This is a genomic window from Bacteroides sp. BFG-637 (assembly GCF_024793605.1).
Taxonomy (GTDB): domain Bacteria; phylum Bacteroidota; class Bacteroidia; order Bacteroidales; family Bacteroidaceae; genus Bacteroides; species Bacteroides vicugnae.
This window is the reverse complement of sequence record NZ_JANUPD010000002.1, coordinates 3,264,426-3,280,136: the sequence shown is the minus strand read 5'-3', so window position 1 is coordinate 3,280,136 and position 15,711 is coordinate 3,264,426. Positions and strand designations below refer to the sequence as shown.

11 protein-coding genes and 1 pseudogene are annotated in these 15,711 nt (G+C 37.0%); all 12 read right to left on the bottom strand.

Annotation, left to right across the window (positions count from 1 at the left end):
• Window positions 1-7: 7 nt before the first annotated feature.
• The 12 genes and pseudogenes from NXX38_RS12480 to NXX38_RS12425 all read right to left on the bottom strand — a co-directional run bounded on the left by NXX38_RS12480 (window position 8) and on the right by NXX38_RS12425 (window position 15,688).
• Entirely contained in the window at window positions 8-4,294 is a 4,287-nt protein-coding gene (locus NXX38_RS12480) for a two-component regulator propeller domain-containing protein (protein ID WP_258979614.1), read from the bottom strand.
• 897 nt (window positions 4,295-5,191) lie between these two features.
• On the bottom strand, window positions 5,192-7,144 hold the full coding sequence (locus tag NXX38_RS12475) for a discoidin domain-containing protein (RefSeq protein WP_258979613.1): 1,953 nt from the start codon (window positions 7,142-7,144) through the stop codon (window positions 5,192-5,194).
• 23 nt (window positions 7,145-7,167) lie between these two features.
• Complete coding sequence (locus NXX38_RS12470; protein ID WP_258979612.1) at window positions 7,168-8,769, bottom strand: O-antigen ligase family protein; 1,602 nt, start codon at window positions 8,767-8,769, stop codon at window positions 7,168-7,170.
• Between the two features lie 76 nt (window positions 8,770-8,845).
• Window positions 8,846-9,148, bottom strand: coding sequence for a DUF1573 domain-containing protein (locus tag NXX38_RS12465; protein WP_258979611.1), 303 nt, complete (start codon window positions 9,146-9,148; stop codon window positions 8,846-8,848).
• 65 nt (window positions 9,149-9,213) lie between these two features.
• Window positions 9,214-10,047 (bottom strand): DUF4369 domain-containing protein, encoded by an 834-nt coding sequence (locus NXX38_RS12460; protein ID WP_258979610.1) that lies wholly within the window; start codon window positions 10,045-10,047, stop codon window positions 9,214-9,216.
• A 26-nt stretch (window positions 10,048-10,073) separates the two neighbouring features.
• Window positions 10,074-10,889 carry a DUF4369 domain-containing protein gene (locus tag NXX38_RS12455; protein WP_122135676.1) on the bottom strand — a complete coding sequence of 272 codons (816 nt, stop codon included), beginning with the start codon at window positions 10,887-10,889 and terminating at the stop codon, window positions 10,074-10,076.
• Between the two features lie 15 nt (window positions 10,890-10,904).
• Complete coding sequence (locus tag NXX38_RS12450; protein WP_258981944.1) at window positions 10,905-11,273, bottom strand: DUF4251 domain-containing protein; 369 nt, start codon at window positions 11,271-11,273, stop codon at window positions 10,905-10,907.
• A gap of 436 nt (window positions 11,274-11,709) precedes the next feature.
• Window positions 11,710-12,435 (bottom strand): DUF4369 domain-containing protein, encoded by a 726-nt coding sequence (locus NXX38_RS12445; RefSeq protein WP_148364290.1) that lies wholly within the window; start codon window positions 12,433-12,435, stop codon window positions 11,710-11,712.
• Window positions 12,436-12,451: 16 nt separating this feature from the next.
• Window positions 12,452-12,964 (bottom strand): DUF4251 domain-containing protein, encoded by a 513-nt coding sequence (locus NXX38_RS12440; RefSeq protein ID WP_148364289.1) that lies wholly within the window; start codon window positions 12,962-12,964, stop codon window positions 12,452-12,454.
• Window positions 12,965-13,007: 43 nt separating this feature from the next.
• Complete coding sequence (locus NXX38_RS12435) at window positions 13,008-13,718, bottom strand: hypothetical protein (RefSeq protein WP_148364288.1); 711 nt, start codon at window positions 13,716-13,718, stop codon at window positions 13,008-13,010.
• Window positions 13,719-13,911: 193 nt separating this feature from the next.
• The gene (locus tag NXX38_RS12430) at window positions 13,912-14,247 is read right to left on the bottom strand and encodes a hypothetical protein (protein ID WP_148364286.1); all 336 of its coding nucleotides are present in this window, start codon (window positions 14,245-14,247) and stop codon (window positions 13,912-13,914) included.
• A gap of 30 nt (window positions 14,248-14,277) precedes the next feature.
• Window positions 14,278-15,688: pseudogene (locus NXX38_RS12425) on the bottom strand (glycoside hydrolase family 28 protein).
• Window positions 15,689-15,711 lie beyond the last annotated feature (23 nt).

The following is a 15,711-nucleotide window of genomic DNA, read 5'->3' as shown; positions in this document are numbered from 1 at the left end:
GTAAACTCTAAGCTTTATTTCTTTCTCCTTTCTGGTAAGCAGAAGGAGATACTCCAAACTGTGCCTTAAAGCATTTACTGAAATAAAGGGGATCGTTAATACCAACTTTATAAGAGACTTCCGCAACAGTCAGATTCCTTTCGGTTAAAAACAATTCGGCAGCCTTCTTCATTCGGACAACACGTAAATACTCATTCGGTGAGTATCCTGTCACTCCGCGTAATTTCTTATAAAACACAGTTCGTCCCATCCCCATCATTTGCGCAAATTCATCAATAGAAATATTGTATTGAGAATAAATCTTTTCGACTACAGCTACCAACTGGTCTGCAAATTCCTTGTCCCGGTCCGTGTTACATAAAGCAGGACGTACCACCCCCGGCTCACTGGAGAATTTCTTCCGCAACTTTTCGCATTGCTCTATCAGCCGGAACACTTGTGCAAGCAAAAGCTTAAAGCTAAATGGCTTCGCAATATAAATATCCGCTCCCGCCTCAAGACCTTCCAGATGTTTATCCGGCGAAGTCAATGCAGTCAGTAAAATAATGGGAATATGGCTTGTCGCAAAGTCTGCTTTCAATTTCCTGGTTACTTCAAAACCGGTCATTCCGGGCATCAACACATCACAGATAATCAGATCAGCATCATAGTTGCATGCCTTTTCAAATCCGGATATTCCATCTGCTGCCACTTCTACTTCAAAATAAGCACTTAGTTCCTCTTGCAAGAATCCACGAATATCATTATCGTCTTCAATTACTAATATTTTATGTTTTCTCGATGAAGTAACAGCCTTCTCATGTTCCTGATATTCTTCTGAAAGTTCCTGCAAATGGTGAGCTTGCATATTCGCTTCTTCCAACAGAACATTGCCGGGCACCAGAAAATCTTTTTCCGAATAAACCGTTTTATCGGTTGGAATACATACGATAAATACAGAACCTCCTCCTTCATTATCTTCATATTCAATGGTTCCTTTATGTACCTGCACCAATTCATGGCTCAAATGAAGCCCTACCCCAATGCTATCTCCGGAGAAACTGCTTTGCATAAAGCGCTTAAACAGTTCACTCTGCTTCTCTTTAGGGATGCCTACTCCCGTATCGGCTACCTGAATCTGCAAGCACTTCTTTGCCTCATCCACATTTACAGAGAACAGAATTGTTCCACCCGAAGGAGTGTATTTGAAAGCATTTGAGAGCAAGTTATAAACCACTTTATCCAGGTTTCCTTTATCAATAAACATTTTGTAGGATGGCACTGACGGCAAAAAGCGGAAATCCATATTTTTCTGTTCTGCCACGTCACTGAAACTTAGATATATTTCATACAGGAAAGCAACTACATCTGTTTCCTGCAGAGAAAGAGCCAATTTGTTATTCTGCATCTTCCTGAATTCCAGCAACTGATTAATCAGCCTCAACATGCGCTGGGTACTTTTATCCATCACCTTCAAAGGATGCAATAATGCCTGAGGAATATCGTCTATCCGGTACATTTTCTCCAATGCTCCCTGAATCAACGTAAGCGGAGTACGGAATTCATGAGAGATATTCGTAAAAAATATCAGTTTATATTCCGTCAATTGCTTTTCAACGTTGATGCGGTTGCGCAGTCTATTGAAATTAATGATGATACGATATGTGAAATACAAGGCTATTAATATCAAGATGAAATATCCAAGCATAGCCCAACTTGTTTTCCAGAACGGCGGTACGATGACAATCTTCAAAGTTGTTTCGGTATCATTCCAAATGCCGGCGCCATCACAGTATTTCACATGGAATATATAAGTGCCCGGCTCAAGATATTTATAAGAAGCAAAGCTCAAAGAAGATGGAACATTCCATCCTTTATCGTAGTTCTCCAGCCAGTACATATACTTGATTTGTCCATTATCCGAATAATCGAGAGTAGAAAAATCAAGCATGAAAGAGTTTTGGAAATATTTCAATGTGATCTTATCCGAATAAGCCAAAGATTCCTGCAAAGGAGAACCCGGCATATTAGGCTTCACCTGAATTCCATTGACAGACAGTCCGGTAATAACAATCGGGGAAAGCAGTCTCTCGGTTGGAATCTTTTTCGGGTCAATAATGGTTAATCCATAGTTTGTTCCAAAAATGAGTTTCCCGTCTGCTCCCATACATGCACTGTTTTCGCTATACACATTTCCCAATGTATAGGATGAGAAGAAGTAGTTTTCAAAAGAATGACTGTTCGGGTTGAATCTTGAAATTCCATATTCCGTGGCAATCCATAATTGCCCCGAATGATCTTCCTGAATAGCCTGAACCATATTATTGACCAGTCCTTCTGATATTCCATAATGCGTATATTTCAAAGATTGGCAATCATCTGTCAGTTCACATAGATTCAAACCGGCCCCCGAGGTTCCTACCCACATACGCCCTTTACTGTCACGAAACAGGCAGCGAATCTCATTGCTACAAAAGTTGCCATCCGTATAGCTAAACAAACGATAGTTATCTTCATCAGCTATCAATGAATCCGGATGGAAAATACAAATTCCTTCACTTGTACCCATCCATATCATTCCTTTTTCATCTTCTGCCATCACCCGGACTATCCGCAAACCATATTTTTTTTGTTGGAAGAAACGACGGAACTTATATTGTCCGCCCGCAGTTTGTTCGGCCAGATCTAATCCGCCTCCAAATGTTCCCACCCACATACGGTTCTTTTTATCACGAAGAATGGAATAAATATTAGAATGAGACAAAGCAAAAGGATTAGACGGATCCGGTTTATACCAAGTGTCTCCTACTTTTAGTCCGTCTCCCCGGGTTCCTATCCATATATTCTCCTGACTATCTTCTGAAATCGCATAAATATTATAGGGCAAATAATGATTATCTATCTTAGTTTTCAGATGAGAATCATAATTATACAATCCACCTCTTCGCGTTCCTACCCATATATCTCCATTCGACATTTTAGTCAGTAACCGAATTGTATTCGAACGGTCAAAAACATCCGGTGATTCTGGATAGACATGCGTAATGCCTTTATTTGAAATGGAAATATGAGACAAACCGGAATATTCGGAGCTTACCCATATTCCTCCTGTCCTGTCTTTCATCAAACATAACAAGAAATCTGACCCTATAGGTCCTGCATTCTTCCCTTCGGAAACAAAGTGTTCCAACCGGTCTTCCTGAATATCATAAGTGAAAAGTCCGTTCCCATAAGTCGAAATCCACACTATTCCCCGATCATCACGAACCACATGATAGCGTTCATAATCTATATATTTCATCTTCTCTTCCGGGATCAACTGGAAGTCCTTTATTTCTCCGCTCTTCACGTTTATATAATAAATCCGTCCCGTATTATTGTAAGCCCAACAATCTCCATAATTGTCATGAATAACTTTCCCATTATTTATTTTCAACTTCCGATAAGGAGTTATTTGGATAGTTTGAAAATCAAACTCATACACTCCCTCGTTTGACGTAAATATAACCCATTTGTCTTTTATCAATGAATGTGCACTGACGGATGTATTACCGGCAATCGTAGAAAGAGATGCTAAACAATCTATCTTTTTCGAGCCATTGACACAGCGATATACATCTCCACCCTTTGTCAAAAAATACATATCCCCTCCATGAGGAAAAGAAGAGGAAAAATTCAGTTCCCTATCTACAATCTCAACTTTCCCTTTATAAACCGATGCAAGTCCATGCATGGTACCAATCCATATTCTGCCACTGGAATCTTCATTGATAAATTTAATTCGATCGTCCGGCAATCTTCCTGACTCTGCGCGGAACTTCACAGAAGTCATGGTACGATTCTCCTTACAAACGATTTGACGCACTCCACTTGCTCTGTGCCAAAGCCACACATCTCCATTAGAAGACATATATATTTCCGAGTAACTCTCTCCATCATCTCCGGTACCGGTAAAATCGACAAAACAAGCTTTTTGCAAGTCATAACAACTGAACAATTCCGGTACTGTCTTTATCCATAGGAAACCATTTTTATCCTCCGCTACCTGTTTTATTCTATTGTCTGCCAAAGAGACCTGATCGTGTTTGCCGGTTTCCAACTGATAGGTAAGAAAAGAATTACCATCATAGCGGGTCAATCCATCTAAAGTGCCCAACCACAAAAATCCTTTACTATCCTGATACATACATCGCACAGAATTACTGGGTAGTCCGTCACTGGTCCTCATTTGTTTGGAACTAAGTTCGATATCGGCATAACTTTCCGACACAAATAAAAACAACAAAGCGAAGAGGGATAATAATTTATTTTTCATACAGTCCTTTAGGTTATTTTGATTGCTGGTTACAAAGATACGTCTTTCCCACTGCAATAAAGAGTACAGCATTATGAAATAATAGAAATTCCATATAAGTTTGTTCCTAATATAATCAGACGACAAACGGACTAGATACACGTTTAGCAAATGACTCTTTTAAAATCTATGTGAACAAAACTAGTTAAAAAGTAAATAAAGTACAAAAAAAGATTCCTACAAATTCCGAATAAGGATTATTATCCATATTTATGTCATTTTTTCCATATACCGAGCTGTACTTTACATGAGCTCAACTCCGGTACAGAAGTAAGCAAACTAATTAGTTTTCTCTAATACCAGCAGTAGTATCTCCCCAAAAAAGAAAGAGTGCCGAAAAACGCTTCACCCTTCACCTTCTCCTGTTCATCGGTGTTATCGGGTGAAGGGCCGCCTTTCACCGAGAGTTCACTTCCGATTTCATTATAGCAAATCTAATTTTCACTATAGCAAATCAGAATATGCTTATAGCTAAATTTATTATGCTCCCGGCAACCAGTTTTTTTCTTCCTAAGATTTGAAACAAACATTAGGATATTCCAAGTGAAAGATGCTAAATGATTGAAACAAACTCTTTGATCTTTAAAAAGCACTGCTTTAAGCAGGCTAAAGCTATGCTTTACTACTTCTAAAGCTTAGCTTTGGATTAAAAAAAAACGTATAATATGAAAGCATAGGTGAAAGGCAGCTTCTTCACCCTGTATCGCTTTATTCATCAGCTTTTGCAATGAAAGGTGAAGGGGGAATGAGAATGTGGAAACTACAGTGTTGGGGCATAATCGTATTATTATATCGCTGTCGATTCCATTTCATAAGATGATTCATATTCCAATTCTACATATGTATTTTACCGATGAATTAATACCACACCTGTTTAATATCTCGATATAAGAAAATTCGTTCGTCTTTTCCTCTACTTCGATTTTTTAATAACAGCAAAGCATTTTGCGGGACATTATGGAATGTCAGTTCAAAATCATCCGCTACTTTTTTCTGTATTGAATGCCAACCATCCATATCCCAATAAAACAACTCGTATGTATCACCAATACGAACATTGTTGTCATCATTACGTGTCATATAGCCTATTCTTCCAACAGATTCCGGTCTGCCCAAATCCAATCCAACCCAGCCATCCCTCAACGTTTTAGATGCAAAAAAAGTCAACGGATTCAAGTCAAAAGCTGCAGAACGGCTATAGTGAGGATTTTTGCTTCGTTCTTCAGAACCTATAATTGTTCCTGTCAATTTCTTATTGCCTTTATCAAAGAACATTAATTCTGCAATATTACAGCGATATGGTTTAGGACAGATATAACGCCAATAACGATACTTTGTGGTATCGCTTATATTCACGCTACCCGATACGCTATACTCTTTAAACGTATGCACTGTAACAGCATCGCTAAAATCCTCCTTTTGGGCAGCTTGAAACATGCTGTACTTTAAACGGAGTGCTGCGGTAAACGCTTTACGTGTTAAGGGATATTTCCGTTTTAGACTAATGCTTCTTTTATGTGCGCTGTCAGGTTTCAAGAACTCCAGTTCACCTTTCTCATTCAACAAAGCGGGATAATTGAACGGGCGAACCCTTCCGTTTATATAATATACCGGCAGATAGACAGCTCCTTTCTCTACTTTATCAAAGGTGACCCGCTTACTTTCTTTTATTTCAGAAAAGCAAATAGGAATCCATTTCTCATTATCAAATACTGCCAGATACGCATATTTTTCTCTGCGTTCTCTTTCCCCAGAAAGTACAGGAAAAGCAGGGTTAATAGTCGTCCCATATTCATCTGTAACGTCTTTCATAAAGACATTACGCAACGTTTTCGGAACACTGCCAGCTTCCTCATTCAACCGGACCAAGCCCTGATTGGGAGAATACGTTCTTCGATATACTTTTCCTTTGCATTCGCCTGGTCGTAGGAAAGCTAAGAAAGGTTCATGTCCTCCTTCACATACCATTCGGCGATCGTGATCTATCAGAATACTTAGCCACGAATGTGCATGTGCTTTTGTAGGCCACTGCAAAACGAAATCATACGAGACCGCAAACCCCTTACTACGCATGATAGCTAAAGCAGTGTTTGTCCTTGTCTCACAAGAATTGGAAGGAATATTGCACCAAAACGGAACCTTATATAACGCATGCCACTTCAGAGGCTTTTTCAAATCGACAATAACGGTATCACGCAATTTGATATTAATAGCTTCCGCTGCATAATAAGGTGTTTTATTCCAGATATCGTTATAAAAATAATCAGATAACGTGTCATTAGCTATCGGTTTCAACACATTGCGCCAATCATCAAAAGCCTGAAATTCTACACACTTATAAGGAAGCATATATTCACAAAATTCATCAAATGTAATACCTCTCGCCCAACTACCTTGTTGCCAATCGTCAAAAGCCGCGTCTATACTTCTTATCAGAAAGTTGGCTTTTATGATAGAGTAATCTTCCTTAAATTCAAAATCATCTGATGGAAACTCTAACAACAGATTATTTAACTCATTCACCTGATCGTCAATCTTTCTGCCAGAGAAGATTATCTTTTCGGCTTCAGTATAATATTCTTCAATATCTTTCCCGGTGTACGATTGGTGTCCAGGCATATTCATTATCAAGAATTTGGCAGCTCTAAGTTTCAAACTTTCGGCTTCGTTTTCTTTATAATGCTCCAACACTTTTTCGAGTTCCGGACGATTGTTGCCCGACAGTGTCAACACCTTTTCCAATTGTTTTTCTTCAGGGCTTTGACAACTGAAAAGCAAAAGAAGAAAAAGAAAGATGAATGTGGCTTTCATTTTGTATGATTGTTAGTTTATAATTAAATATTCTTTTTGCGCAAATAGGTTTTAGCCTCTTCTTGTATGATAGAAACAGTGTAAGATGGTATCTTTATCCGTTTATTGATTATTTCTAAGGCTACCCGTTCGGCAAGTATACAGTTATTAGATTTTACGTAGATTCTCAAAAGTCCTTGCAATGGAAGAAAACGGCTAGGACACATACATTGTGCCAGTTTATAGCGTCTTTCAGCCTCTTCCCAACACCCCATCTGATAGTAATTATCAGCTAATTGCATTTGCAGGTCATATGTATTGATATAAGATTCGCAATGCAAGAATATGTTGACGCTTTGTTTGTACAATTCCACATTCTTCAATTCTGATGCATAATTGTACAAGAAATAGGGATTGCCATTCCACTCATCATATAGCTTGGTAAATACAGATAATTCGTTATCCAGCAAACCATTGTTCTTTTCTGCAACCAACGAAATTCGTTTCCATGTACGCTCGAAAAGAATATTCTTAATCGAAAAAAAACAGAGTATAAAAAGAATAATCAATAAAAATGGCTTGTTGAAACATATTGTTCGTAGAGCAACCTCCCGTTGATTAAGTGAAGCGAGGCAGTAGATAGTCATGAACCAAACAAAAGCATATTTGAATGGATAAGAAAAGCAGGAAAATATAGCAATAGAAACAATTGCTAGTAAGGCTGGAGTATCAAATGACACATTACTTCGAAAAACAGCAACCAACAACAATAAGAATAAAGCGATTCCTATAAGTCCTTGTTCAATCAGCAACAACAAATACTCGTTAAATGAATGATTCGTATTCCCTGCTAACATTCTTTCACTTTCAGCAGCATGAAAAGAAGACAAATATTTGGCTTGTTCCGGCATGTAATCCGCCTTAAAAGAGCCAAGTCCATTTCCTCGAATCATATTTTCCTTACACAATCCGGCAGATACTTTCCAAATCAGAACACGACCGGAAGCGGAAGCTGGTTTCAGATAAATCAGTCCAATGAATAAACCTATTAGCAACAAAGTGCCTCCGCTAATAAAAAAGATGCGCCTTCTATGAATTAACTTCCGATAGCGGAGAGCGTAAAAAAGAAGTGTTACTACGCATAAAGTAAGTATCCCTGTTCTCGAACCGGATAAGATAACGACTATAAAGAGGAGAAGACACGCCATAAACTTGAGCGTTTTTCTTTTTCCATTAGAAGTCTGGCACAAAAGAAAAGGATAACAGAGAACGATGCTTGCTGCAAATCCGGCGGGATTATCAAAAGAACCAGTAACAGAAAAATAAGATTGAGTTTCTATACACCCTACATATTGCAGCAAGCCATACAAGGCCGACAAAACTCCAACGACAGCTAAAATGCTATTAAATGTTTCTGTAGGATTTTTTCCATTACGCATCAACACAAAAAGAATCCATCCAGATACGATGTATACACTGTGTATATATTGCGATGTAAAGAGACTGCAAACGAAAACATATCCCATAAAAACAGTAAAAGACACAAATAGAAAATCAACAAACAGTCTAATTTTTCGCTTCCAGTTCCCTATGCAAATACCTCCCCATACTATGATGCCGACAACGAAACTTATATTTTTAGGCATAAAATACCTATCCATAAACCAATCAGCCGATAAGTATAAGGGGGTGATAAGTAAAAAAGAAAACGTAAAAACATTATCACTGAATAATTGCCTTAACTTGCAGAATATAAAAGAGGGAGTCTGTATTTGCATTGATAATAATTAATTCTTCTTTCGCTCCCAATCCCTTTCCTTTCGGATTGAAAGAAAAATGAAGCGAGCACGATTCATCAGGATTTAATTCATACTTCTCCACCGATGCTTGTGTACATCCACATCCAGTTTCGATCTCTCCTATTTCCAACCTGGCATTGCCTACATTGGTGATTGTAATGCTATCACGACAAATTATATCAGAACTAATTATTCCGAAATCATATGTATAGGAAGACAAGGACATCTCTGCCTTCCTTTTTTGGATTGCAAGAAACGCAAATCAGCAGAATAACAATAAAACCAAGGATTTTACTCATTTTTTATAGTTGTTGATGATGAACTACTCGAAATAGTCTCGATGAAACGGGGTGGATCACCGATCAAACTATCTAATATCATTCGGCTCTTCTTTTTAAATTCTCGTTCTTTCATAATATAATCCCACCATGATAAAAAAGCATCTCGATCCGCTTGGGGCATTAAATCGATAATGCGTAAATATTGAGAGAGTTCAGGCTCCCTAATCGGGTATTTTGTCCTTAAATCACGAGCCAACATGACTCGGATGACATTCGGATATTTTGCATATTTTTCAAGAAAAGTAAACCGACCTTCTGAACGCTGTTCAGTTTCTGATATATCCAATAGCTTACAATTCTCTATATTAGTACTATCTTTCGCCATTTTTCTACGTTCTCTATTCCAATATACAGCATTCCATTGAGCTTCTCGCTCAAGAATATAAGTATCATAATCTTCATTGATGGAAGTGCCCGATACATTAGCGTTATCGTCCCAATCAACCATACGAATATAGATATTACCCGGTTCCACAAAAAGATTAATATCAGTCCCTTTATGGAACGGTGGTCCATCATAGGATATTTGTGCAAAAAAAGGCTTTCGTGTGACAGTTCCTTCGTAAAAAAATTCCTTGCCAATCACCTTTATTTTTATGCTGTTGTCGTATGCTTGTTTTTGGCGTTCTCTTTCTTCAAGAAGATACGATTTATCTATTAATAACACATATTTACCATCTAGAGAATTATCAGGGAATTCACCCCGAATCGTAAATTTCTCTTGCCCCAAAAGCAATTGAGCAGAAAATACGAATATAATGAGAAAAAACAGTTTCTCTTTCATATTAATTACACTTTAACTCTATAAAATCATTTTACAGTTATATCAAGCATATTATTTACCCGTCTTTCAATAAAACGAGGAGCATTACGATTAAGACTATCGGTCAACGCTCTTCTCTTTGCCCAATACTCCTCTCTCTTCATTGTATACTCTCGCCACTCTATCAAAATATCTCGATCCGCTTTGGGCATTAAGTCAAGAATACGTAAATATTTAGCATCCACCAATCTTTTATTTAATTCCTTAACTTCCAAATAGCGAGATAACATTACTCGGATAACATCCGGATATTTGGCATATTTCTCAAAGAAAGCCAATTCACCTTCTTCGAAGCATTCAAATGCAGAATTAAAAGAATGGAAATTATCATCCTTTTGAGTCTGCCCTTCTAACCTAATAGTTCGCAAAACTCTATTTACCAAATTTCTCCGTTCAATGACACAAGTGGCATAGTCTTTATTGATAGGAGTACCCGATACGTTTCCTTCCTCATACCAATCAGTTATATGGATATGGATATTCCCAGGTTCTATTACAAAAGAAGTCGCACTTGTCTGACCACTGAATGTTGGTCTATCATAATAGATTTGCGCCAAAAAAGGTTTACGCATAGTTACCCCTTCATAATAGATTTTTTTATCAGTTACCAATATTTTTACTTCATCATCAGATGCTTTCCATTTACGTTTGTACTCATCAGGAAGAAAAGATTTATCGGTCAGTATTATATATTTTCCATCCAGCGAATTATCAGGAAATTCACCTTGAATCGTGTATTTCTCTTGCCCGTAAAATAGTTGGGCTATAGATACAAACATAAATATGAATAGATATTTTCTCATGATAATAATTAAGTGTTACAGAGACTCCGTTTCTTCTCTTCGCATATTTAATTCTCCTAAAAAATTGATACTTTTCCCCTGCTGCAAGGTGATATAAATGCTCGCACTTCCATTGGAATATACCTTAATATAAAAGTTGCAATTACCTATTGTTGCATTTGCTGAAAACTTGATGTGAGCATTTTTCTTTTTATCTATATCCATAGTATATTTTTTCAAAGGAGCCTGAAAGTAAAGTTCAGCTCCTCTCCTATATGGTATATCAGCTTGACCGAGATAAAGAAGATCAGAAAAAATAGAATCATTTTTAATTTCTATTGAATAATCAGACTCATTCAATAATATAGGATCTTTACATGGAAGAATGCAAATACCTACATTTATCTTGTAGACTTTTGATGTAACAATCTTTCCGACAACTTCCGCCTTTTGTTTCTTTTGTTCTTTTTTTGCTTTGGGCAGAAAGAATCGGAATTTCTACCAGCATTGTCAAAAATAGAACAAGAATTTGCTTTTTTACTTTCATATTAGATTATAACTTAAATATGGATGTATAAAAAGCCTAATGAAATACGGTTATAGGACACGTACCATTGCTACTCTCACAATTGCCTATTCCGATTTGCAAATAATCATCATTCGATTGACAACTAAGCATAGATATGGCTATTAAAAAGGTTAACACAACCATATTCAAGAAAGCTTTGTTTTTTTCATAAAACTATTTTTAAGGTAGTAACATATAGGGCACTTATTCTCCCGCTGATTGTCAACTTCATAATCAAAAACACGTCACACAAATCACAATAAGACTAAAATTCTACTTATTTTTCATCGTTGTTGATGATGAATTACTCGGAATAGTCTCGATGAAACGAGGGGCATTGTTACGTATACTGTCCAATAATGGTTTGGTTTTTTTTTCATATTCATACTTTTTAATAGTATAGTCCAGCCAAGCCAAAAGAATATCCCGATCTGCTTTAGGCATTCGGTCGAGAATCTGTAGATATTTTGGAAAATTAGGATCCCTTGACATTCTTCGTCCGTTCAATAAAAAAGATAAGTGGAATCGTACGACATCCGGGTATTGGGCATATTTTTCTAAAAAAAGTAATTGATTTTCCATACTTCTCTTTGTGCCAATCATATAGGTACTGTAATCTTCATTAATAGGAGTACCTGATACCACCCCCTCATCTGCCCAATTAGCAATACGGATATGAATATTACCAGGCTCAACTATAAAATACAGGCCGAAATTCAACATATTTCTTCCTGTCCTTGCACTTGAAAGATACGCTAAGAATGGCTTTTGTGAAAGTACACCTTCATAATGGAATTTCCCGTCAACCACCAATATACTATCAATAAATAAATGTTTAATACGTTCACTCTCTTCACCAAGAGCTGAACTATTAGTCAAACGCAAATAACTATTATCTAACGAATGGTCGGGTAATTCACCCTGGATAGTGTATTTTTCTTGTCCATAGAATAGCTGGACTATAGATACGAAAATAAAAATGAATAGATATTTTTTCATAATAATATATTAAGTGCTACAAAGACTCCGTTTCTTCTCTTCGCATATTTAATTCTCCTAAAAAATTAACACTCTTCCCCTGCTGCAAGGTGACATAAATGCTCGCACTTCCATTGGGATACACCTTAATATAAAAGTTACAATCACCTATTGCTGCATCTACTGAAAACTTGATGTGAGTATTTTTCTTTTTATCTATATCCATTGTATATTTTTTCAAAGGAGCTTGAAAGAAAAGTTCAGCTCCTCTCCTACCGTATGGTATATCAACTTGACCGAGATAAAGAAGAGTAGAAAAGACAGAATCATTTCTAATTTCAATCGAATTATCGGACTCATCCAATAGTATGGGATCTCTATCCGGATGTATATAAGTATCCGCGTCGATCCTATAGTTTCTTGATACAATGATATTTTTGATAACTTCCACCTTTTGTTTTTTTTGTTCTTTTTTGTTTTGGGCAGAAAGAATAGGGATTCCTACCAGCATTGTCAAAAATAGAACAAAAATTTGCTTTTTTACTTTCATATTAAATTATAACTTAAACATAAATGTATTACAATTTAAAAGCTTAATGAAATGCCGTAATAGGACACGTACCATTGCTACTCTCACAATTGCTTATTCCGGTTTGCAAATAATCATCAACCGCTTGGGTACATTGATCACATTCCCGTCTATACTGTTCTTCTAGTATTGCAACTTGAGTCCAAGATACAAAAGGTATATCCATTACTTTTATATCATAATCATTAAGGCAATCCTCTGTTCTCCACTCTGCTATTTCAGAAAAGGCTGCAATACAGTCTCGGATCGCCTCCTCATCTTTTTCAACACGAGTGATAACAACTTGACGCATTTTACGCTTTTGCCGAGCCTTCATCAATTCTAATCTGGTAAAATCTGTCCCTTCATAAACTTTTCTAGCTAAATTGGAGATCCGATCTAAGCTGGCATAATAATCGTATCCAAGCAATTTATTCCATTGTATTTTCGCTTCTGCACGAGTTTCCATATTAAGTAAATCTTTTCTAAGTTGCTGATACTGTTCCATTTCTTCTCTCGAGAATTTGGAAATGGCATTTTGCTTTTTTCTCAAACTCTTTCTGATTTCTTTTTCCAAATTCTGATGTGCTTCCGAAGTAATAAAGAGATCGGCCGCAGTCACCTCTGCTACCTGTTGAGAGTAATCGCCATCATCATTTGTCTGGCAACTAAGTACAGAAATACTGATTAGAAAAGCTAATCCAACCATCATAAAACCAAGATTCCACTTTTTCATAAGAACAACTCTGAGAGATTAATAATATTGATTTTTTTTCAAAGCGATACCATAATAGTAGTACGGATAAAAGTTTATCACTCTTGTTATGACAAAGGACGACATTTATAAATTGAAATACAAATTTCAACCGTATACAAATGCGTATACACAGCCAATGTATACGCATTTAAATATGTTTTTTAAAGAAAGATCATTCTAAACACAATGATTTAATAAAATCGGTAATAGATTCACAAGAAACATTCATTTTCTTTTTCAATCTGCTACGGCGTATTCGAAAAGAACTTCCTAGAATATGGAACAACTCTGAAATCTGTGCATTACTAAAGTCGATACGTAACAAAAGAATGATATGTATATCATCTTCAGAAAGTATAGGATAATAATGCCTCAATTTATAGATAAAACCATTCTGATGAAGATTTATCCAGAATTCTAACTTATTCCAATTACAATCACTTATTGCAGATAAAGATGTAACATAGATTTGTACGTCATAGACAGTCTTCCATTCTTCTTCATTCATAGCCGGATTTTTATCTATTAAAATTATATCCTATTTCACCAATTCGCCATTGATATAAAGGTTCTTAAAAGTGACATCTTTCGCCCCTTTAATATCATTTCCTCCTTTGGCTACATTATTAAAATGAGAATCCTCTACACTGATGTTATATACATGTTTATCATCCTCCAATCCGATAATAAGCACACCTAATTTACTCTTCTCACAAGTCACATTTTTCAAATGCACGTTACGGACAATCGGATCAAAACCTCTCTTGCATTTTTCCCGATTCTCATATTGTAGATTGATACGAAGTACTGCTTCACGACATTGTCCTACCGTTACATTGCGCACATATACATTTTCTATAAGCCCTCCCCGGCAAGTACTGGTCTTAATACGAATGACACGATCCAGATTCGGACTATCCATCCGGCAGTCTTCTACAAACAAGTTACGGTAACCACCGGAAATCTCACTGCCAATCACTACTCCTCCATGTCCATTCCTCATCATGCAACCACGTACGATAATGTTCTCACTGGGAATATTCCATTTACGTCCGTCTTCATTACGTCCTGATTTAATGGCAATGCAATCATCCCCCGTATCAAATGTACAATTCTCTATCAACACATTCTTACAAGATTCAGGATCACATCCGTCTCCGTTAGGTCCACGATTATAAACAGTCACTCCACTGACAATCAGGCTCTCACAGAAAAGAGGATGAATCACCCAAAATGGAGAGTTTAACAAAGTAACACCTTCAATCAAGATGGTGTGGCAGGAATGTAAGTTCAATAGCTGCGGACGCATACCATCTTCCGGCTTCATCAGACGCTTGTAGACAGGAGTCGATGTTTCACCATACATCAACAGACGTTCACGACCTCCATTGCGTTGAGCCACCATGCCTTCTTTCCAACCATACTTTACGGCTCCACACATCGGCCACCAAGTTTCCATGCTACCTTGTCCGTCAATAATGCCTTTTCCAGTTATGGCAATATTGCTTTCACCATAAGCATAAATCAAGGGGTGAGCATTATAGCAATCAATTCCTTCCCAACGAGTTAAAACTGCAGGAAAATAAAGGCTTTGATCTGTAGAGAATTTCAAAACAGCTCCCTCTTCGAGATGGAAATTCACATTGCTCTTTAGAGTAATAGGTCCGGTATAAAAAGTGCCTTTAGGAACAATTACTGTGCCACCTCCTGACAGACTGCACTGTAGAATAGCCTGATTAATGGCTTCCATGGCAAGGATTAGCCTCATCATCCGTTTTTGCTCCAAAATCAGTTATAAGAAATGTTCGTTTCGGAAAAGAGGTCCGTTTAATTTGTTTTTCGATACGGGCACTTTCTTTAAACGCCTTATCAAAATCAACAGTATTCGCAGATGTTACCTCTGCCACAAATAGCAGTATAAGTAGTAAATAAATAGTTCTTCTCATCATAATGCATCTCTTTTTAATCATTT

Excerpts from the sequence above, each read along its gene's own strand:
- NXX38_RS12430 (WP_148364286.1), bottom strand. The coding sequence starts at position 14,247 with ATGAATGAAGAAGAATGGAAGACTGTCTATGACGTACAAATCTATGTT.
- NXX38_RS12445 (WP_148364290.1), bottom strand. The coding sequence starts at position 12,435 with ATGAAAAAATATCTATTCATTTTTATTTTCGTATCTATAGTCCAGCTA.
- NXX38_RS12455 (WP_122135676.1), bottom strand. The coding sequence starts at position 10,889 with ATGAGAAAATATCTATTCATATTTATGTTTGTATCTATAGCCCAACTA.
- NXX38_RS12440 (WP_148364289.1), bottom strand. The coding sequence starts at position 12,964 with ATGAAAGTAAAAAAGCAAATTTTTGTTCTATTTTTGACAATGCTGGTA.
- NXX38_RS12480 (WP_258979614.1), bottom strand. The coding sequence starts at position 4,294 with ATGAAAAATAAATTATTATCCCTCTTCGCTTTGTTGTTTTTATTTGTG.
- NXX38_RS12475 (WP_258979613.1), bottom strand. The coding sequence starts at position 7,144 with ATGAAAGCCACATTCATCTTTCTTTTTCTTCTTTTGCTTTTCAGTTGT.
- NXX38_RS12470 (WP_258979612.1), bottom strand. The coding sequence starts at position 8,769 with ATGCCTAAAAATATAAGTTTCGTTGTCGGCATCATAGTATGGGGAGGT.
- NXX38_RS12465 (WP_258979611.1), bottom strand. The coding sequence starts at position 9,148 with ATGTCCTTGTCTTCCTATACATATGATTTCGGAATAATTAGTTCTGAT.
- NXX38_RS12435 (WP_148364288.1), bottom strand. The coding sequence starts at position 13,718 with ATGAAAAAGTGGAATCTTGGTTTTATGATGGTTGGATTAGCTTTTCTA.
- NXX38_RS12460 (WP_258979610.1), bottom strand. The coding sequence starts at position 10,047 with ATGAAAGAGAAACTGTTTTTTCTCATTATATTCGTATTTTCTGCTCAA.